This window comes from Pseudorhodoferax aquiterrae (assembly GCF_014652235.1).
GTDB classification, from domain to species: Bacteria; Pseudomonadota; Gammaproteobacteria; order Burkholderiales; family Burkholderiaceae_C; genus Pseudorhodoferax; species Pseudorhodoferax aquiterrae.
In genome coordinates this window covers 236,620-255,451 of record NZ_BMYK01000007.1, presented here as the reverse complement: position 1 = coordinate 255,451, position 18,832 = coordinate 236,620, and the positions used below count along the sequence as shown (strand labels likewise).

Annotated in this window: 17 protein-coding genes; 14 read left to right on the top strand and 3 right to left on the bottom strand. The window is 71.4% G+C overall.

Going from position 1 to position 18,832, the window contains the following annotated elements:
* Positions 1-58 precede the first annotated feature (58 nt).
* Entirely contained in the window at positions 59-745 is a 687-nt protein-coding gene (locus tag IE209_RS14650; protein WP_189687688.1) for a phosphonate utilization associated transcriptional regulator, read from the bottom strand.
* Between the two features lie 154 nt (positions 746-899).
* Here IE209_RS14650 and IE209_RS14645 point away from each other — a divergent pair, with 154 nt between their 5' ends.
* The 6 genes from IE209_RS14645 to phnX are packed head-to-tail and all read left to right on the top strand — an operon-like array spanning position 900 to position 7,445.
* Entirely contained in the window at positions 900-1,937 is a 1,038-nt protein-coding gene (locus tag IE209_RS14645) for a putative 2-aminoethylphosphonate ABC transporter substrate-binding protein (protein ID WP_189687687.1), read from the top strand.
* 13 nt (positions 1,938-1,950) lie between these two features.
* The gene (locus tag IE209_RS14640; protein WP_189687686.1) at positions 1,951-3,045 is read left to right on the top strand and encodes a putative 2-aminoethylphosphonate ABC transporter ATP-binding protein; all 1,095 of its coding nucleotides are present in this window, start codon (positions 1,951-1,953) and stop codon (positions 3,043-3,045) included.
* Positions 3,042-4,754, top strand: coding sequence for a putative 2-aminoethylphosphonate ABC transporter permease subunit (locus IE209_RS14635; protein WP_189687685.1), 1,713 nt, complete (start codon positions 3,042-3,044; stop codon positions 4,752-4,754). The genes IE209_RS14640 and IE209_RS14635 overlap by 4 nt, the downstream gene beginning before the upstream one ends.
* Entirely contained in the window at positions 4,754-5,446 is a 693-nt protein-coding gene (locus tag IE209_RS14630) for an HAD family hydrolase (protein WP_189687684.1), read from the top strand. The genes IE209_RS14635 and IE209_RS14630 overlap by 1 nt, the downstream gene beginning before the upstream one ends.
* 5 nt (positions 5,447-5,451) lie before the next feature.
* A complete protein-coding gene (locus tag IE209_RS14625) occupies positions 5,452-6,582 on the top strand; it encodes a TIGR03364 family FAD-dependent oxidoreductase (protein WP_189687683.1) in 1,131 nt (376 codons plus the stop codon).
* A gap of 23 nt (positions 6,583-6,605) precedes the next feature.
* Positions 6,606-7,445, top strand: coding sequence for a phosphonoacetaldehyde hydrolase (gene phnX, locus IE209_RS14620; protein WP_189687682.1), 840 nt, complete (start codon positions 6,606-6,608; stop codon positions 7,443-7,445).
* Between the two features lie 57 nt (positions 7,446-7,502).
* Here phnX and IE209_RS14615 read toward each other — a convergent pair whose 3' ends face one another.
* On the bottom strand, positions 7,503-8,468 hold the full coding sequence (locus IE209_RS14615; RefSeq protein ID WP_189687681.1) for a Bug family tripartite tricarboxylate transporter substrate binding protein: 966 nt from the start codon (positions 8,466-8,468) through the stop codon (positions 7,503-7,505).
* A gap of 246 nt (positions 8,469-8,714) precedes the next feature.
* On the opposite strand from IE209_RS14615, the gene IE209_RS14610 reads away from it, so the two are divergent.
* Entirely contained in the window at positions 8,715-9,593 is an 879-nt protein-coding gene (locus IE209_RS14610) for an SMP-30/gluconolactonase/LRE family protein (RefSeq protein ID WP_229882852.1), read from the top strand.
* Between the two features lie 45 nt (positions 9,594-9,638).
* Here IE209_RS14610 and IE209_RS14605 read toward each other — a convergent pair whose 3' ends face one another.
* Positions 9,639-10,553 (bottom strand): LysR family transcriptional regulator, encoded by a 915-nt coding sequence (locus IE209_RS14605; protein WP_189687679.1) that lies wholly within the window; start codon positions 10,551-10,553, stop codon positions 9,639-9,641.
* A 144-nt stretch (positions 10,554-10,697) separates the two neighbouring features.
* On the opposite strand from IE209_RS14605, the gene IE209_RS14600 reads away from it, so the two are divergent.
* Genes IE209_RS14600 through IE209_RS14570 form a run of 7 tightly spaced genes read left to right on the top strand, consistent with a single transcriptional unit; the run spans position 10,698 to position 18,798 of the window.
* Positions 10,698-11,789, top strand: a complete 1,092-nt coding sequence (locus IE209_RS14600) for an LLM class flavin-dependent oxidoreductase (protein ID WP_189687678.1) — start codon at positions 10,698-10,700, stop codon at positions 11,787-11,789.
* A gap of 25 nt (positions 11,790-11,814) precedes the next feature.
* Positions 11,815-12,756, top strand: a complete 942-nt coding sequence (locus IE209_RS14595) for a flavin reductase (RefSeq protein WP_189687677.1) — start codon at positions 11,815-11,817, stop codon at positions 12,754-12,756.
* A gap of 26 nt (positions 12,757-12,782) precedes the next feature.
* Entirely contained in the window at positions 12,783-13,982 is a 1,200-nt protein-coding gene (locus IE209_RS14590) for an acyl-CoA dehydrogenase family protein (RefSeq protein WP_189687676.1), read from the top strand.
* Between the two features lie 2 nt (positions 13,983-13,984).
* Positions 13,985-15,097 carry an acyl-CoA dehydrogenase family protein gene (locus IE209_RS14585; protein ID WP_189687675.1) on the top strand — a complete coding sequence of 371 codons (1,113 nt, stop codon included), beginning with the start codon at positions 13,985-13,987 and terminating at the stop codon, positions 15,095-15,097.
* Positions 15,094-15,855, top strand: coding sequence for an enoyl-CoA hydratase/isomerase family protein (locus tag IE209_RS14580; RefSeq protein ID WP_189687674.1), 762 nt, complete (start codon positions 15,094-15,096; stop codon positions 15,853-15,855). The genes IE209_RS14585 and IE209_RS14580 overlap by 4 nt, the downstream gene beginning before the upstream one ends.
* Positions 15,856-15,884: 29 nt before the next feature.
* On the top strand, positions 15,885-18,032 hold the full coding sequence (locus tag IE209_RS14575; protein WP_189687673.1) for an acetate--CoA ligase family protein: 2,148 nt from the start codon (positions 15,885-15,887) through the stop codon (positions 18,030-18,032).
* Entirely contained in the window at positions 18,025-18,798 is a 774-nt protein-coding gene (locus IE209_RS14570; RefSeq protein WP_189687672.1) for an SDR family NAD(P)-dependent oxidoreductase, read from the top strand. The genes IE209_RS14575 and IE209_RS14570 overlap by 8 nt, the downstream gene beginning before the upstream one ends.
* Positions 18,799-18,832 lie beyond the last annotated feature (34 nt).

Sequence of the window (18,832 nt, the reverse complement as noted above, 5' to 3'; positions counted from 1 at the left end):
GCAGGCTCCAGTTCGCCCGCTTGCTGGACGGCTTTCACGGTAACGGGGTGGTTTCATTTCAGTTCTTCTGGCCGACGTCGTTCATGAGCGTGCGTTCGCGGCTGTTCATCACATGGTCGAACATGGCCTGGCCTGCCGCCTCGGCGTTGCGCGCGGCGATCGCCCTGACGATCTGCCGGTGCTCGCGCGCGTAGTGCGCCATCGATTCGGGCGTGAGGTTCCTGCGCCGGATCAGCGAGAGCTCGCGGATCAAGCGGCGGTACACGGCCGCGAACTTGGCGTTGCCCGCCAGCTGCAGCAGGCTGTCATGGAAGGCCAGGTTGACGCGGTGGAACTCGGCCGCGTCGCCGGCCTTGCTGGCCTGGTCCATGCTGTCGACCAGCGCGCGCAGCGCCTTCACCTGTGCGGCCGTGCAGATCTCCGCGAGCTTGCGCCCGATGTACATCTCCATGACCGCGCGCAACTCGAAGATCTCGAGCGCCTCGTCGAGCGCGATGTGGCGCACGAACACGCCGCGGTTCTTCTCGGTGCGCACCAGGCCCGCCTCCTCCAGCATGCGGAAGGCTTCGCGCACCGGCCCGCGCGACACGCCGAGCTGGCCGGCCACGGTCTGCTCGGTCAGCTTGGCGCCGGGCTGCAGCTCGCCGGCCACGATCATGCGCTCCAGTTCGTTCTGGACCAGGCTGGCGAGCGAGGTGCCCTGCAGCTGGGCGATGGCTTCGTGGACGGTGGCGGTGGTGGGCATGGAACCTCTTTGCGTGGGGTCTGGCAATGGCAGATTGTCTACGATCTGCAAAAGACAATTGACCATCGTGGCCCCGATTTTGCTTGACGAACATGTCATGAGGATGACTTCTTGGGCCGCCAAAGTCCGGCTTTTCCCCAACCCGGAGCCCTTGATGAAATTCGCCACCAGGCTGCTGTCGGTCGCCGCGACCGGCCTCGTCCTCGCCAGCGCAGCCCATGCCCAGAAGCAGCAGCTGACGGTCTACACCGCGCTGGAGACCGACCAGCTCAAGGCCTACCAGGAAGCCTTCAACCGCCAGCATCCGGAGATCGAGATCAAGTGGGTGCGCGATTCCACGGGCGTGATCACGGCCAAGCTGCTGGCCGAGAAGGCCAACCCGCAGGCCGACGTGGTGATGGGCGTGGCCGCGACCAGCATGGCGCTGTTCGACCGCAACGGCATGCTGGAGCCCTACGCGCCGCTGAACCTGGACGCGATCATGCCGGCCTACCGCGACAAGAAGGCGACGCCCGCCTGGTTCGGCATGAACGTGTTCGGCGCCACGGTGTGCTTCAACACGGTGGAGGCGAAGAAGAAGAACATCGCGCTGCCCACGAGTTGGAAGGACCTCACCAAGCCCGAGTTCAAGGGCCAGGTGGTGATGCCCAACCCGGCCTCCTCGGGCACGGGCTACCTGGACGTGGTGTCCTGGCTGCAGATGTGGGGCGACGACGGCGGCAAGGGCGGCGGCTGGAAATACATGGACGCGCTGCACCAGAACATCGCGCAGTACACGCATTCGGGCTCCAAGCCCTGCAACATGGCGGCCGCCGGCGAGTACGTGGCCGGCATCTCCTTCGAATACCGCGGCCACACCAACAAGCTCAAGGGCGCGCCGATCGAGCTCGTGTTCCCCAAGGAAGGCCTGGGCTGGGACCTGGAGGCCTTCGGCATCTACAAGGGCACGAAGAAGCTGGACGCCGCGAAGAAGCTGGCCGACTGGGCCTCGTCCAAGGACGCCATGATCCTGTACGGCAGGAACTTCGCGATCACCGCGCAGCCCGGCGTGGCGCCCAAGCTGGCCAACATCCCGGACGACTACGAAGCGCGCCTGATCAAGCTGGACTTCAACCAGGCCGCCGCCGGTCGCGACCGCGTGCTGGCCGAGTGGGCGCAGCGCTACGACGCCAAGAGCGAAGCCAAGAAGTAAGACCGGAGCTGCGATGGACCAGGACGCCTACCTCGCGCTGCGGGGCATCCACAAGCGCTTCGGCGCGTTCACGGCGCTGCAGGGCATCGACCTGTCGATCCGGCGCGGCGAGTTCGTCTGCTTCCTGGGCCCCTCGGGCTGCGGCAAGACCACGCTGCTGCGCATCGTGGCCGGCCTGGAGACGCAGAGCACCGGCCGGATCGTGCAGGCCGGGCGCGACATCTCGCAGCTGCCGCCGGCCGAGCGCGACTACGGCATCATGTTCCAGTCCTACGCGCTGTTCCCCAACCTCACGGTGGCGCAGAACGTGGGCTACGGCCTCGTGAACCGGCGCCAGCCGCGCGCCGCCGTGGCCGCGCGCGTGGCCGAGCTGCTGGACCTGGTGGGCCTGCCCGGCAGCGGCGCCAGGTACCCGGCCCAGATGTCGGGCGGCCAGCAGCAGCGCATCGCGCTCGCGCGGGCACTGGCCACCTCGCCGGGGCTGCTGCTGCTGGACGAGCCGCTGTCGGCGCTGGACGCCACCGTGCGCATGCACCTGCGCAACGAGATCCGCGCGTTGCAGCGCCGGCTCGGGGTGACCACCATCATGGTCACGCACGACCAGGAGGAGGCCTTGTCGATCGCCGACCGCATCGTGGTCATGAACCACGGCGTGATCGAGCAGGTCGGAACGCCGCTGCAGGTCTACCGCGAGCCGGCCTCCCCCTTCGTCGCCAACTTCGTCGGCAAGGTCAACCGCCTGCAGGCCGTGGCCGAGGGCGGCCATTGGTTCCGCTGCGGCGACAAGCGCCTGCAATGCACGCCGGCCGACGGCACGGCCGTGGCGCCGGGGCGCGAGGTGGCGCTGTACTGGCGGCCGGAAGACCGCGTGGTGGAAAGCCTGCGCGAAGACGACCCGCTGCACTGCGCCGGCACCGTGCGCCACATCGAGTTTTTGGGCGGCAACTGCCTGGCCGAGGTGGAGGTGGAGGGTCTGCCGGGCCAGCCGCAGCAGTTGCAGTACTCGCTGAACCAGGTGGACGAGTTCGGCGTGCGCGAGGGTGGCAACGTGCGCTTCGCGCTGCGTGCCGACCGGCTGCGCGTGTTCCCCGTGGACGCCGCCGCATGAACGGTGCGGCCACCGCGGCCACGGCCACGCCGCCACGTCTGCGCGGCGGCGCGCCGCCGGCCAGCCTGGGCCTGCTCGGCGTGGTGGCCTTCCTCGGCATCGGCCTGGTGGCGCCGCTCGCGCTGATCCTGTCCCAGGCGCTGGACGCGCCGCCGGGTGCGGCCGTCTCCGGCCGGGGCGCGTTCGCGGCCTACCTGGCCTCGCCCGGCTTGCTGACCAGCCTGTGGAACAGCGTGTGGGTCTCCGCGCTCGTCACGGCCATCGTGCTGCCGCTGGCCTTCGTGTTCGCCTACGCGCTCACGCGCAGCTGCATGCCGGCCAAGCCATGGCTGCGCAGCGTGATGCTGCTGCCGCTGCTGGCGCCCTCGCTGCTCTCGGCGATCTCGCTGATCTACTGGTTCGGCAACCAGGGCGTGGCCAGGGACTTCTGGCGGGGCCTGGGCCTGGACGGCATCTACGGCGCGCCCGGCATCGTGCTGGCCCAGTGCTTCGCCACCTTTCCGCATGTGCTGATGATCCTGGTCACGGCACTGTCGCTGGCCGACGCGCGGCTGTACGAAGCGGCCGACGCGCTGGGCACGGGCACGCTGCGCAGGTTCATCACGGTCACGCTGCCCAGCGCCAAGTACGGGCTGGTCTCGGCCGCGCTGGTCTGCTTCACGCTGGTCATCACCGACTTCGGCATCCCCAAGGTGGTGGGCGGCAACTTCAACATGCTGGCGACCGACGTGTTCAAGCTCGTGATCGGCCAGCAGGATTTCCAGCGCGGCGCCGTGGTGGCCCTGCTGCTGCTGTTGCCGGCCGTGCTGACCTTCGGCGTCGACCTGCTGGTGCAGCGCCGCCAGAGCGCCACGCTGACGGCGCGCGCCGTGGCTCTGGTGCCGCGGCCGGCCCGCGGCTTCGACACCGCGATGACGCTGTACTGCCTGGCCGTCGCGGCGCTGGTGCTGGCCATGTTCGGCATGGCGGTGTTCGCCTCCTTCGCCAAGCTGTGGCCCTACAACCTCGCCTTCAGCCTGGACCACTACGTGGCCGGCCTGGTCGACGCCGGGCTCGGCGACGCGCTGCGCAACAGCCTGCAGCTGGCCGGCTGGACCGCGCTGCTGGGCCCGCTGGTGGTGTTCGCGAGCGCCTACCTGCTCGAGAAGACACGCGGCCTGGACGCGCTGCGCCCCGTGGTACGCCTGCTGGCCATGCTGCCCATGGCCGTGCCGGGTCTGGTGCTGGGCCTGGGCTACATCTTCTTCTTCAACGCGCCCGGCAATCCACTGAACGGGCTGTACCAGACGCTGCCGCTCATGGTGCTGTGCACGGTAGTGCACTTCTACACCACGGGCCATGTGACGGTGGTGACGGCGCTGAAGGCGCTGGACGCCGAGTTCGAGGCCGTGTCGGCCTCGCTCAAGGTGCCGCTGTTCACCACCTTGCGGCGCGTGACGCTGCCGATCTGCCTGCCCGTGCTGCTGGACGTGTCGCGCTACTTCTTCGTCAACGCGATGACGACGATCTCGGCCGTGGTGTTCCTGTATTCGCCCGACACCCGGCTGGCCTCCGTCGCCATCCTGAACCTGGACGAGGCCGGCGACACCGGCGCCGCCGCGGCCATGGCCGTGCTGATCGCCGGCACCTCGGCGCTGGTCACGCTGTTCTACCTGGGCCTGGGCCGGCTGGTCGAGCGCCGCACCCAGGCCTGGCGGGGGCGCGGCTGATGGCGCGGCTGGCCTTGTTCGACCTCGACAACACGCTGCTGTGCGGCGACAGCGAGGTGCTGTGGGTGCAGTACCTGCTCGCGCACGGCGCGCTGGCCCCCTGGCTGGCCGAGCGCAACGCCGAGATGGCGCGCCAGTACGACGCCGGCCTGGTCCAGCCCCTGGCGTTCTGCGCCTTCTACGCCGCCACGCTCGCAGGGCGCAGCCCGGCCCAATGGGCGCCGCTGCTGCACGGCTTCGCGCAGGACGTGCTGCAGGCGCGCCTGCCCGCGGCGGCCCACGCGCTGGTGCAGCAGCACCGCGCGGCCGGCGACCTGCTGGTGCTGACCACGGCCACCAGCCGCATCCTCGCCCAAGCATCGGCCCGGGCGCTGGGCTTCGAACACCTGATCGCGACCGAACTCGAACAAGGCGCCGACGGCCGCTTCACGGGCCGCCTGGCGGGCGCGCCCAACATGCGCGAGGGCAAGCTGCAGCGCCTGCGCGCATGGCTGGCCGCGCGCGGCCAGGACGCCGATGCCGCGCTGGCCGGCGCCACCTTCTACAGCGACTCCATCAACGACCTGCCGCTGCTGCTGGCGGCGGGCGCCCCGGTGGCGGTCGATCCCGATGCGCGGCTGGCGCAGGAGGCCGCGGCGCGCCGCTGGCCCGTGCTGCGCCTGCACAGCCCGCCCTTCCCTCCCATCCCCTGAACACCGTGGCTTCCTCCTCCGCATCCCATTTCGACCTCGTCGTGGTCGGCGCCGGCATCGTCGGCCTGGCCCATGCCTACACCGCGGCGCGGCGCGGACTCAAGGTCTGCGTGGTCGAGCGCGACGCCGTCTGCGTCGGCGCCTCGGTCCGCAATTTCGGCTTCATCACGGTCACGGGCCAGGGCGCGGGCGACACCTGGCGCCGCGCCCGGCGCGCGCGCGAGGTCTGGGGCGAGGTCGCGCCGCGGGCCGGCATCGCGGCCCTGCACCACGGCCTGTACCTCATGGCTTCGCACCCGCTCGCGCTGCCCGTGCTGCAGGCCTTCATGGCGACCGAGATGGCCCAGGGCTGCGAACTGCTGGAGCCGGCCGAGGCCGCGCGCCGCGCCCCGGCCCTGCAGCTGGACGGCGCCCAGGCGGTGCTGTACAGCCCGCACGAGATGCGCGTGGAATCGCGCACCGCCATCGGCCTGCTCGCGCGCTGGCTGGCCGAGGCCCATGGCGTGGTGTTCCGCTTCGGCGAGGCGGTGCTGGAGGTGGCCACGCCGCGCGTGCGCACGGCGCGCGGCCTGCTGTTCGGCGAGCGCGTGGTGGTCTGCACCAACACCGAGCTGCACGGCCTGTTCGCCGAGCGGCTGGCGCCGCACGGGCTGCGGCTGTGCCAGCTGCAGATGCTGCGCGTGGAGCCCGAGCCCGGCTTTCGGCTGCCGGGCGCGGTGATGGCCGACCTGAGCCTGGTGCGCTACCACGGCTACAGCCGGCTGCCCGCGGCTGCGCCGCTGCTGGCGCAGCTGCGCCGCGAGCACGCCGAATCGCTGGAACACGGCATCCACCTGATCGTGGTGCAGAGCGCCGACGGCTCGCTCGTGGTCGGCGATTCGCACCATTACGGCGCCGCGCCCGAGCCCTTCGCGCAGGAGCGTGTGGACGCACTGATCCTGCAGCACCTGCGCGCCACGCTGCGGCTGCGCTCGTGCAAGGTGCGCGAACGCTGGGTCGGCGTTTATCCTTCCTCGGCCGAGACCGACTGCCTGATCGACCGACCCAACGAGGCCACGCGCGTGGTGCTCGTGACCAGCGGCACGGGTGCCAGCACCGCCTTCGGCATCGCCGAAGAGGTGCTGGACGCCTGGTGAGCTCCTTTCGAAAGACGCAAGCGATGACCACATCCCCCTCCCCCTCCACCGCGGCCGATCCCCGCGCGCTGCGCGCCGTCGTGTTCGACTGGGCCGGCACCGTGCTGGACTTCGGTTCCTGCGCGCCCATGGGCGCCTTCGTGCGGCTGTTCGAGCAGTTCGGCATCAGGCTCACGATCGCGCAGGCCCGCGGCCCCATGGGCCTGGCCAAATGGGACCACATCCAGGCCCTGGGCCGGCTGCCGGAAATCGCCGCGCAGTGGCAGCAACGCCATGGCCGGCCCTTCGTCGATGCCGACGTGGACCGGCTCTACGAGGTCTTCACGCCGCTGAACGCGGCCGTGGTGACCGACTTCGCCGACTTCATCCCGGGCGCGCTGGACACCATCGCCGGTGTGCGTGCGCGCGGCCTGCGGATCGGTTCCACCACGGGCTACAACCGGCCCATCATGGAGCGCGTGCTGCCGATCGCCGCCCAGGCGGGCTACGTGCCCGACAACCTGGTCTGCGCGGGCGATCTGGCCGCGGGCCGGCCCTCCCCGCTCATGATGTGGCGCTGCTTCGCCGACCTGGGCATCTGGTGGCCGGCCACGGTGGTCAAGGTCGACGACACCGGGGTCGGCATCCAGGAGGGCCTGAACGCCGGCACCTGGACAGTGGGCGTGGCCGTCAGCGGCAACGCCGTGGGCCTGGACCTCAACGCCTGGAACGCGCTGCCACCGGCCGCGCAGCAGGAGCGGCGTGCCGCGGCCACGGCCCAGCTGACCAGCGCCGGCGCGCACTACGTCATCGATTCGGTGGCAGACCTGCTGCCCGTGCTCGATGCCATCGCCGTCCGCCTGCGCGAGGGCGAGAAGCCCTGAGGGCGCGCGCCCGGCGACGGCGCCCCCGCCGCGCAGCGCCGGCGCCTGCCGGCCCCGTCACTGCCCCTGCCTGGGCAGGTTCAGGCTTTGCAGCAGCGGCAGCCAGCGTTCGGACTCGGTCTTGATGAAGCGGTTCAGCTCCTGCGGCGTGCCGCCGCGCGGCTCCATGCCCATGGCGCGGGCGCGCACCACGAAGTCGGGGTCGGCGATGACCTGGTTGACCGCACGGTTGAGCCGCTCGATCACGTCCTTGGGCGTGGCCGCCGGCACCGACAGCGCGTACGCGAGCAGCGCCTCGATGTCGTAGCCCTGTTCCTTGAAGGTCGGCGCATCGGGCACCTGCGGCAGGCGCTTGCTGTCCATCACGCCCAGCACCACCATCTTGCCGGCCTTGATGTGCGGCAGCGGCCCCGTGATGGAGGTGCCGTGTACGTCGGTCTGCCCGCCCAGCAGCGCCTGCAGGCCCGGCGTGTCGCCGTTGAACGGGATGTGCATGGTGCGGATGCCGACCTGCTGCTCGAACGCCAGCGGCGCGAGGTTGGTCAGGATGGAGGCGCCCGGCGAGCCACGGTTGATCTTGCCGGGGTGGGCCTTGGCGTAGGCCACCATCTCCTGGATGTTCTTGTAGGGCAAATCGGGCCGCCCGACCAGGATCGCCGGCTGGTAGGCGATCTGCGACACCGAGGCGAAGTCCTTGACCGGATCGTAGGGCAGCTTGTCGTACAGGACGGTGTTGGTGACCAGGATGCTCATCGAGGTCATCAGCACGGTCAGCCCGTCGGGCCGCGCGCGCGCCACGTGGTCGGCCGCGACGATGCCGCTGGCGCCCGGCTTGTTCTCCACGATCACCTGCATGCCGTGCTTGCCGAGTTCGGCCGCCAGCAGGCGCACGTACTGGTCGGTGCCACCGCCGGCCGCGAACGGCACGACGATGCGGGTGGTCTGCTGCGCCAGGGCCGGGACGGCCGCCAGGGCGCCGCACAGGCCCAGGGCCAGCGTCGCAAGGGTTCGGCGAATGCTCATGGTGTCTCCTGTCTTGTCTCGTTGTCGGTCGGTGGGCGGCGTCCGCGCTGCGCCGTGCCCAGGCAGCTTAGGCGCGGAACCGGTGCCCGCACGGCAAAGAGTGAAAAGCTGCTTTCCAGGTCGTGCACGTCCCGCGGACCGGCGCCGACCGGCGGCGCCGCCATGGCCACAGCCGCTGCAAAGCAGCTTTGCGCCAGGACGCCGGCGGCGCAGGGGAATCCGGCCACACTGGCCGCCATGCGGGAGATGCACACCATCCGGATCGGAGACAGCCTGGACCGGCTCGGCGAAAGCCCCTGCTGGGACGCGCGCACCGGGGCGCTGGCCTGGATCGATGCGCTGGCCGGCACCCTGCACCGCTGGTGGCCTGCCAGCGGCGCGCGCGAGACCCACAGCCTGCCGGCCCCGATCGGCGCGGTGGCGCCGTGCCGCGACGACGCCGTGGTCGTGGCCTTGCAGCACCGCTTCGCGCGCTACGACTACGGGACGCGGCAGTTGGCGACGCTGGCCCGCATCGATTGCGACCACCCCGACGTGCGGCTCAACGACGGCAAATGCGACGCCTGGGGCAACTTCATCGCCGGCACCTTGCACTACAACCGTGCGGCCGATGCACCGCTGCTCGGCGGCCTGTACCGGCTGCGGCCCGATGCCCGCCTCGAGAAGCTGGCCGAGGGCTTCGCGCTGACCAACGGCCCCTGCTTCAGCCCCGACGGCCGGACGCTCTACGTGGCCGACAGCGCGGCGCGCACCATCTGGTCTTTCGACTACCACCCCGAGCGTGCGCTCGCAGGCCGGCGCGTGTTCGCGCAGACCGAGGCGCTGGGCTCCGGCCCCGACGGCGCCACGGTGGATGCCGAGGGCCACCTGTGGACCGCGCTCGTCCGCACGGGCGAACTCGCACGCTTCGCGCCCGACGGGCGGCTGGAACGCCGCGTCGCGCTGCCGCTGAGCTACCCCACCAGCCTTTGCTTCGCCGGGCCGCAGCTGGCGACGGCCTACGTGACCTCGATCTCGCGCAGCGTGCGCCTGGCCGGCACGCGGCCGCACGACGGCGGACTGTTCGCGGTCGAGGGCCTGCCGGCGCCCGGCCTGCCGACCCAGGTGTTCGGTCGCCCCCACTGAACAAGCACCCAGGCCTTCCGCGCGCTGGGATCGCGGTCGTGTCGCTCAGCCGCGCGCGGTCGGCTCGCGCAGGGCCTCGGCCATGAAGTCCACGAAGGCCCGCACCTTGAGCGGCAGCGTGCGGTGCTGGCGGAACACCGCGAACACGCCGTTGGAGAACTGGCGCACCGCGAAGCGGTAGTCCGCGAGCAGCCGCACCAGCGTGCCGGCCTGGATGTCGGCCCGCACGGCCGATTCGGACAGCAGCGCGATGCCCATGCCGCCCATGGCGGCCAGGCGCAGCACCTCGCCGTTGTTGGAGCTCAGCACGCCCTTGATCGCGAGCTCCTGCTGCGCACCCTCGGCGTCGATGTACTTCCAGGTCGTGGCCTCCTGCTCGCGCCGGTAGGTCAGGCAGGGCAGGCGTGCCAGGTCGTTCGGATGGCGGATGCGTGCATGGCGCTGCGCGAACGCGGGGCTGGCCACGAGCACCTCGTCGCTGCTCAGAAGCCGCTTGATCACGAAGCCCGAGTCGTTCGACTCGCCGGTGCGGATGTCGATGTCGAAATCCTGCTCGACGATGTTGACCGGGTGCTCGGAGAGCTCGTACTCGACCTGGATGTCCGGGTACTGCTGGGCGAAGCGCGGCAGCAGCGGCGCGATCACGCGGATGCCGATCTGCGTGCGCGAGTGGATGCGCAGCCGGCCCTCGGGCCGCTGGCGCGCATCGCGCGCGGCCTGCTCGGCCGCGGCCATGGCTTCCAGCACGTGCTCGGCATGTTCGAGAAAGGCCTGCCCGGCCTCGGTGACTTTGAGGTTGCGGCTGGTGCGGTCGACCAGCTGCACGCCGAGCTCCTCCTCCAGCGCGCTGATGCGGCGCGAGATCGTGGCCGGCGAGAGCGCGAGGCTGCGCGCCGCGGCCGACAGGCTGCCCTTGCGCTGGGTGATCACGAAGATCCGTAGCGAATCGAGTGCTTTCATGGTCCTTGTGCCCGGTGCGCCGCACGGCCGCGCACCGGCTTGTCTCATTTCAGAAGTTGCAAAGAAGCTGTGCGCGGCATGGCGCGCCGCGCAGGGGATGCGTTCCTAAGATCGTCGCAAGCCAATCGCAACAAGGAGCCCGTGATGGATTTCGGAATCTTCATTCTGATGCAGCAGCGCAACAAGCATAAGACCTCGTACCAGATCCTCCGCGATGCGGTGGAGCAGACCCGCGTGGCCGACGAACTCGGTTTCGGCGCCGCATGGTACGCAGAACACCACTTCAGCAACTACGGCATGTGCTCGTCGCCGCTGACCATGATCGCCCACTGCGCGGCCGTCACGAAGAAGATCCGGCTCGGCACCGGCATCGTGGTGGCGCCGCTCTACACCCCGGCCCGCTTGATCGCCGACGTGGCCATGGTCGACCAGCTGTCCGATGGCCGGCTGAACCTGGGGATCGGCTCGGGCTACCAGCACTTCGAGTTCGAGCGCTTCGGCGTTTCGCTGGACACGGCCAAGCAGCGCACCTTCGAGATGCTGGACATGCTGGAGCTGGGCCTCACGCAACCCAAGTTCAGCTACGCCGGCCAGTTCTACCAGCAGCCGATGAGCGCGATCAGCCAGCGCGCCGTGCAAAAGCCCATGCCGCCGACCTGGATCACGAGCGTGGACCCGGCCTTCGTTGCGCGCGCCGTGCGCGGCGGCCACCATGTCTTCGTCTCTGGCGGCGACGGCGGCCTGGAGAAGCTGCACGCCACGCGCAGCCTGATCGACAAGGTTGCGCGCGCCGAAGGCAAGAACCCGGCCCAGGTGCCGGTCGGGCTGCTGCGCGCCGCCTACGCGAGCGACAACCAGGCCGAGGTCGACGCCTACCTCGAGTGCTCGCGCTACCAGCGCCGCATCGCGGTCAGCCTGAAGCGCCGCACCGCGCAGATCGCCGACGACTACCAGGTCGAGGAAGGCATCGTCGAGGGCGAGCCCTCGATCGAGGAGTCGCGCGCGCTGCTGCCCGTGGGCTCGGTCGATACCGTGATCGAGCGCGTGGTCCACGAGATCCGCACGCTCAAGCCGGTGCACTACTGCTTCCAGACCCAGATGGGCGACTTCGACCACCCGACCATGCTCAAGCAGCTGGCGCTGTGGGCCAAGGTCATCATTCCCACCGTGCAGCAGGAGATCGCCAACGACCCGCCGCACGTGCCCGCACCCGCCGCCGAACTGGCCGCGGCCTGAGGCGCGGCGCACGCGAGACCCGGCCATGACCAGCGCCACCGCCGAGCCCCTCGTCCGCGCCATCGAGCCGGCGCAGTTCCGCCAGCTGCTGGGCTGCTTTCCCACGGGCGTGGCGGTCATCACCACGCGCGCGGCCGACGGCAGCCCCGTGGGGCTGACCTGCAACTCCTTCAGCTCGGTTTCGCTGGAGCCGCCGCTGGTGCTGTTCAGCCTGCGCAAGCAGAGCAGCCTGCGCGCGGCCTTCGCCGCCGGCCGCGGCTTCGCGATCCACATCCTGTCGCAGGACCAGGACGCGCTGTCGGGCCGCTTCGCCTCCAGCAAGATCGCGGACAAGTTCGAGGGCGTGCGCTGGCACAGCGGCGCGCTGGGCCTGCCCGTGCTCGACGACTGCCTGGCCAGCTTCGAATGCAGCAGCTACGCCTGCCACGAGGCCGGCGACCACGACGTGCTGATCGGTGAGGTGCGCCACATGGGCGGCGGCGGCAGCGACCACGCGCTGGTGTTCTACCGCGGCGCCTACATGGTGCTGGCCGAATCGCTGCGCAAGCTCGTGGTGCAGGGCCAGCTCGACCAGGCCGGCATCGACGAGGCCTACCGCACGCTGTACGGCACGCTGCTGCGCCTGGCCTGCGAACGCGCGAGCGAGGCCGAGGTCGACGCCATCGAGGCCGCCGTCGACGCGATCGAGCAGCACCCCGACACCGCCCCGCTGGCCGAACGCATCGCCTCGGCCAGCCGCTTCTTCGCGGCGATCGCCATGGCCGGCCACAACGCGGCGCTGCTGCTCATGGCCCAGACCATGGGCACGGTGCTGCGCGAGCGCATGACCCATGTGCTGTCCGTGCGGCCGCGGCCCGACCTCTACCCGATCCGCCGGCGCATCGTGCAGCAGCTGCGCGCGCGCGATGCCGACCGGGCCGCCGCCGCGCTGGACGAACTCATCACGACGCTGCGCAGCGGCGCCTGACCACCGACACCGAACCAGGAGACACCATGTCCGACGACACCGCCCGCGGCGAGGACGAGGGCCTCGCGGCCTTCCGCCGCGAACTGCAGGCCTTCGCGCGCAGCGCCTGCCCGCCCGAGATCCGCGCCGTCGTGGCCGCGGGCCGCAAGGTCACCAAGCGCGAATACCAGCGCTGGCAGCAGATCCTGCACGACAAGGGCTGGGGCGCCCCCGGCTGGCCCCAGGAGGTCGGCGGCACGGGCTGGGACATCCGCCAGCGCCTGGTCTTCGAGGAGGTCATGGCCGAGAACGACTGCCCGCCGCTGTACCACCACGGCCTGGGCCACATCGGGCCGGTCATCATCCGCTTCGGCACGGCCGAACAGAAGGCGCGGCTGCTGCCGCGCATCCTGGACGGCTCGGACTGGTACTGCCAGGGCTACTCCGAACCCGGCGCGGGCTCGGACCTGGCCTCGCTGCAGACCAGCGCGCGGCTGGACGGCGAGCACTACGTCATCAACGGCCAGAAGATCTGGACCTCGCATGCGCACGAGGCCAACATGATCTACATGCTGGTGCGCACCTCCAGGCAGGCGAAAAAGCAGGAAGGCATCTCGCTCGTTCTCGTGCCCATGGACACGCCCGGCATCACGGTGCGGCCCATCCGCAGCATCGACGGCTGGCCCCACCTCAACGAGGTCTTCTTCGACGAAGTGCGCGTGCGCGCCGACAACCTGATCGGCGAGCCCGGCAAGGGCTGGACCTGCGCCAAGTACCTGCTCGAGCGCGAACGCCTGCCGCCGGCCAACGTGGCGCGGCTGGAACTCGTGCGCCGCCAGGTCACGCGCCTGGTCGAAGAGGCCGCACGCCAGGCCGCCGGCCGGCGCGACTTCAGCGGCCTGCTGCACAAGCTGCTGCTCTGCGAGGCCGACTCCAAGGGCGCGCGCGTGCTGATGGCACAAGCCACCGACGACCTGATCCACCAGCGCCCGCTGGGCGTGCAGCCTTCGGCCATCAAGCTGACCTGCGCCGACGTGGCCCAGCGGCTCACCACCATCGCGCTGGACGCCGTGGGCCCCGATGCCGCGCACCGCTTCCTGGCCGAGGGCGGCGACGGCGAGAGCGCCGGCGTGCCCGAGGCCACCTGGATCCAGAACTACATGTTCACGCGCGCCCGCACCATCGCCGGCGGCACCTCCGAGGTGCAGCGCACCGTGATCGCCAACGAACTCTTCGGAACTGCCTGAGCATGTCTTCCTCGTTCCCCCCCTTGTTCCCCGGCATGCTGCTCGACGCGGCCAGCCGCTACGCGCAGGACCAGGCCGCCGCGCCGCAGGCCGGTGACGCGATCGCCCAGATGGGCTGGGCCTGCACGCTGGTGCCCGAGGCCGCCGGCGGCGTGGGCGGCAGCCTGACCGACCTGGCCGCCATCGTCGAAGGCCTGGCCACGCATGGCGTGCAGCTCCCCGTGGTCGAGCGCTGCGCCGTCGTGCCCTTGCTGCTGCAGGCCGCCGCGCCCGAGGTGGCCAGGCGTTGGTTGCAGGCCCTGTGCGAGGGCGACGTGGCGGTCGCGCCGCTCGCTGCGCTGGCCGACCCACTGGACCAGCCGGCCGTCACGGCGCGGCACCTGGACATCGGCTTCGCGCTCACGGGCCTGGTGCGCGGCACGCAGCTGTCGGCGGACGTCAGCCATGCGCTGGTGCCCGCACTGCTGGACGGCGCCGAGCCTGCGCTGTTCCTCATCGAACGCGAGCGCCTGCCGGCGCCGGCCGCACGCTACCGCAGCATGGAAGGCCGCGAGGCCGTCGACGTGCGCCTGGAGGACCTGGCCCTGCCCGAGGGGGCCTGTCTGGCGCGCGGCGCCGCGGCACGGGCCGCGCTGGAACAGGCCGACAACGCCGCGCTCGCGTTGACGCTGGCCGACACGGTCGCGGCGTTGGCCGCGCTGATCCAGCGCACCATCGCCCACCTGCAGGAGCGGCGCCAGTTCGGCGTGGCGCTGGCCAGCTTCCAGGTGCTGCGCCACCGCACGGCCGACATGTACGTGCGTTTCCTGGGCGCGCGCGGCCTGCTCCTGCACGCGCTCGGCGAGCACCAGAGCGCTGGCGGCGCCGGCCCGGCGCTGCGCCGCACGCTGCGCCTGGCCAAGCTCTCGCTGGCCGAGACGGCGCGCGCCTGCGCCGAGGCCGCGATCCAGATGCACGGCGGCATGGGCATGAGCGAAGAGGTGCTGGCCACCCGCCTCGCGCAGCGCCTGCTGGCCTCGGAGTTCCGCTACGGCGACCGGCTCTACCACGCCATGCACCTGCATGGGCACGCCGCCGCCACTTCCCAACCCCTTCTGTCCAAGAGCGCACCATGAGCATCCACCTCGAAGTTTCCGACCACATCGCCGTCGTGCGGCTGGACAAGCCGCCCGTCAACGCGCTTGCGCGCGACACCCGCGTGCGCCTGATCGAGGCCTTCGACGAGGTCTCCGAACGCAGCGACGTGCGCGTGGCCGTGCTGACCGGCACCGGCAAGTTCTTCTGCTCGGGCGCCGACCTCAAGGACCGGCCCGATCCCGAGAAGCCGGGCGACTTCCTCGCGCACAACCGCTGGACGCGCGAGACCGGCAACGCGATCCGCGAATGCGCCAAGCCCGTCATCGCCGCGGTCAACGGTCCGGCCCTGGGCGCCGGCTTCGGCCTCATGGCCGCGTGCGACATCTTCCTGGCCTCCGAGGACGCCACGTTCGCCATGCCCGAGATCAACGTCGGCCTGGCTGGCGGCGTCTCCATGCTGCGCACCCTGCTCGGCCGCTCCTACACGCGACGCATGTTCTTCACGGGCATGCGCGTGTCCGCGGCCGAGCTGTACCGCCGCGGCGTGCTCGACGAGGTCCTGCCCGCGGACCAGCTGATGCCTGCGGCCATGGAACTGGCACGCGAGCTGGCCGCCAAGAGCCCGCTGGCACTGGCCTATGCCAAGCAGGCCGCCAACATGATGGACCTGATGCCCCAGCGCGACGGTTACCGCTTCGAGCAGAACATCACGATGGCGCTGTCGCGCACCGAGGACGCCAAGGAGGCCCGCATGGCCTTCCTCGAGAAGCGTGCCCCGGTCTACAAGGGCAAATGAATGGCGCGCTTGCAGAGCCGGAGCACGGCATGACCGCAGGGCACGACGTGGGCCGCGGCCTGGAGGCCGTGTTCAAGCCACGGTCCATCGCGCTGATCGGCGCCTCCGACGACCCCACCAAGATCGGCGGGCGGCCGCTGCAGTTCCTGCAACGCTACGGCTACGCGGGCGCGGTCTACCCGGTCAACCGCAAGGGCGGCACGGTTCAATCGCTGCCGGCCTATGCCAGCGTGGCCGAGCTGCCCGAGACGCCCGACCTGGCCGTCGTGACCGCACCGCCCGAAAGCGTGCCCGAGGCCATCCGCGCCTGTGCCGCGCGCGGCGTGCGCGCGGCCGTGGTCATCAGCTCGGGCTTCTCCGAGATGGGCGCGGCCGGCCAGGCCTTGCAGCAGCAGATCGGCGACATCGCGCGTGCCTCGGGCATGCGCATCGTCGGGCCCAACTGCCTGGGCGCCATCGGCGTGCACGAGAAGAGCATCGCCACCTTCTCGGTCGCGCTGGAGGCCGGCTTCCCGGCCGCCGGTGCGGTGGGCATCGTCTCGCAGAGCGGCAATCTGGGCAGCTACGCCATGCGCGTGGCGGCCGAGCGCGGCGCCGGCATCAGCCGGCTGCTGACCACGGGCAACGAATGCGACGTGGACATCGCCGACGCGATCGCCGCGCTCGCGCTGGACGACGTGAGTTCCGTGATCCTGTGCTGCATGGAAACCTGCCGCGACGGCCCGCGCCTGGTGCGCGCGCTGGCGCTGGCGCGCGAAGCCGGCAAGCCGGTGGTGGTGCTCAAGGTCGGCGTGTCGGATGCGGGCAGCGCCGCCGCAGCCTCGCACACGGGTGCGCTGGCCGGCTCCGACGCGGTGTTCGACGTGGTGCTGCGCAACGGCGGCGCGATCCGGGTGCCCAGCATCGAGCAGCTCATCGAGGTGGGCCTGGCGATCTCGGTCGTCGGCGTGCCGCGCGCGCCGCGCGGCGGACGCGTGGCCGTGCTGACGGCCTCGGGCGGCTTCGGCGTGCTGCTGGCCGACGCCGCCAGCGCCCAGGGCCTCACGCTGGCACCGTTGCAAGAAGCCACGCGCGCCCGCATCCTGGCGGCCGTGCCCTTCGCCTCGCCCGCCAACCCGGTGGACATGACGGCCCAGGTCTCGAGCCGGCCCGAACTGCTGGCCGAGGTGCTGGACGCCGTGGCGGCCGACGACAGCTGCGACGCGCTGCTGCTGCAATCGGCCAATGCCTTCAACATGCCCCGGCTGCGCGACGTGTTCCTGGCCGCGCTGCGCCGGCTGCGCGAGGCCCATCCGGCGCGCACGCTGCTGGTGTGCAGCCGCGCGCCGCGCGAGGTCGCGCAGCAGCTGCACGCGCTGGGCTTTCCCACGGTCGAGGGCCTGGACGCGGCCTGCGCGACGCTGGCCGCACTCGTGCAGCTGGGCCGGCAGGCCGGCGCACGGCCTGCGGCGGCGCCCGCGCCGGCCGCTGCCGCCCCGCTGGATGCGCGCGCCTTCGCCGACGAGGCCTCGGCCAAGGCCGTGCTGGCCGCCGCCGGCCTGCCCGTGCTGCGCGAGGCCACGGCCGCCACGCGCGCGGCCGCGCTGGCCGCGGCACAGGACATCGGTTTCCCGGTGGTGCTCAAGATCGTCTCGCCCGACATCGCGCACAAGACCGAGGTCGGCGGCGTGGTGGTCGGCGTGCGCACGCCGGCCCAGCTCGAAGCCGAATACGACGCGCTGCTGGCGCGCGTGACGCAGAACGCGCCGCAGGCCCGCATCACGGGCGTGCTGGTGGCGCAGATGGCGCCGCAGGGCACCGAGCTGATCCTGGGCACCAAGAAGGACCCGGTGTTCGGCCCCATGGTCATGGTCGGCCTGGGCGGCATCTACGCCGAGGTGTTCCAGGACGTGGCCTTGCAGACGGCCCCGGTCAGCGAAGCCCAGGCCGAGGCCATGCTGCGCTCGCTCAAGACCTTCCCCTTGCTGGACGGCGCGCGCGGCCGCGCCAAGGCCGACGTGGCCGCTGCGGCGCGTGCCGTCGCCAGTCTGTCGCGCTTCGCCGCGGCGCATGCCCACAGCGTGGCCGAGATCGACATCAACCCGCTGGTGGTGCTGGCCCAGGGCCAGGGCGCGTTCGCGCTCGACGCCCTGCTGGTGCCCTCCCCGCGTTCCCAGGAGACCGAACACCATGTCTGACCCCCAGGCAGCCAGCGCGCTGCACGGCCGCGTGGCCTTCATCAGCGGCGCCGGCCACGGCATCGGCCGCGCCACGGCGCGCGCCATGGCAGCGCTCGGCGCCACCGTGGGCGTGAACGACCTCAAGCCCGAGTTCGTCGAGGACACCGTGGCCGAGATCCGCGCGGCCGGCGGCCAGGCCATCGCCATCGCACAGGACGTGTCCACACGCGAAGGCATGCACGTCGCCGTGCAGCGGCTGGCGCGCGAGGCCGGCCGGCTCGACGTGCTCGTCAACAACGCGGCCTGGGTGCGCTACCAGCCGCTGCCCGAGATCACGCCCGAGGTCATGGACCGCATGGTGGAGATCGGCTTCAAGTCCGTGGTCTGGGGCATGCAGGCCGCGGCCGAGGCCATGGATCCGCAACGCGGCGGCGCCATCGTCAACGTGGCCTCGATCGCAGCCTTCAAGTCGCCCATGCGTTCCGTCGTCTACAGCGGCCTGAAGGCCGGCGTGCTGGGCCTCACGCGTGCGGCGGCGGTCGACCTCGGCGCAAGGCGCATCCGTGTCAACGCCGTCGCGCCCGGTGCCGTGCCGACCGAGGGCACGGCCAAGCACCGCAATGCCGAGCTCGATGCACGGCGCATCGCGCGCACGCCGCTGGGCCGGCTGGGCACGGTGGCGGACATCGCCGACGCGATCTGCTTCCTGGCCAGCGACGCCGCGCGCTTCGTCAACGCCGAGACCATCCGGCTCGACGGCGGTGCCTCGGAGACCTCGCTGTGAGCGCCGCGCCGGGCCGTCCCGGGCCAGCGCGCGC

Bases quoted from the DNA above. Each gene is read 5' to 3' on its own strand.
- IE209_RS14650 (WP_189687688.1), bottom strand. From the start codon at position 745: ATGCCCACCACCGCCACCGTCCACGAAGCCATCGCCCAGCTGCAGGGC.
- IE209_RS14580 (WP_189687674.1), top strand. From the start codon at position 15,094: ATGAGCATCCACCTCGAAGTTTCCGACCACATCGCCGTCGTGCGGCTG.
- IE209_RS14590 (WP_189687676.1), top strand. From the start codon at position 12,783: ATGTCCGACGACACCGCCCGCGGCGAGGACGAGGGCCTCGCGGCCTTC.
- IE209_RS14600 (WP_189687678.1), top strand. From the start codon at position 10,698: ATGGATTTCGGAATCTTCATTCTGATGCAGCAGCGCAACAAGCATAAG.
- IE209_RS14605 (WP_189687679.1), bottom strand. From the start codon at position 10,553: ATGAAAGCACTCGATTCGCTACGGATCTTCGTGATCACCCAGCGCAAG.
- IE209_RS14585 (WP_189687675.1), top strand. From the start codon at position 13,985: ATGTCTTCCTCGTTCCCCCCCTTGTTCCCCGGCATGCTGCTCGACGCG.
- IE209_RS14575 (WP_189687673.1), top strand. From the start codon at position 15,885: ATGACCGCAGGGCACGACGTGGGCCGCGGCCTGGAGGCCGTGTTCAAG.
- phnX (WP_189687682.1), top strand. From the start codon at position 6,606: ATGACCACATCCCCCTCCCCCTCCACCGCGGCCGATCCCCGCGCGCTG.
- IE209_RS14630 (WP_189687684.1), top strand. From the start codon at position 4,754: ATGGCGCGGCTGGCCTTGTTCGACCTCGACAACACGCTGCTGTGCGGC.
- IE209_RS14640 (WP_189687686.1), top strand. From the start codon at position 1,951: ATGGACCAGGACGCCTACCTCGCGCTGCGGGGCATCCACAAGCGCTTC.
- IE209_RS14635 (WP_189687685.1), top strand. From the start codon at position 3,042: ATGAACGGTGCGGCCACCGCGGCCACGGCCACGCCGCCACGTCTGCGC.
- IE209_RS14595 (WP_189687677.1), top strand. From the start codon at position 11,815: ATGACCAGCGCCACCGCCGAGCCCCTCGTCCGCGCCATCGAGCCGGCG.
- IE209_RS14645 (WP_189687687.1), top strand. From the start codon at position 900: ATGAAATTCGCCACCAGGCTGCTGTCGGTCGCCGCGACCGGCCTCGTC.
- IE209_RS14615 (WP_189687681.1), bottom strand. From the start codon at position 8,468: ATGAGCATTCGCCGAACCCTTGCGACGCTGGCCCTGGGCCTGTGCGGC.
- IE209_RS14610 (WP_229882852.1), top strand. From the start codon at position 8,715: ATGCACACCATCCGGATCGGAGACAGCCTGGACCGGCTCGGCGAAAGC.
- IE209_RS14570 (WP_189687672.1), top strand. From the start codon at position 18,025: ATGTCTGACCCCCAGGCAGCCAGCGCGCTGCACGGCCGCGTGGCCTTC.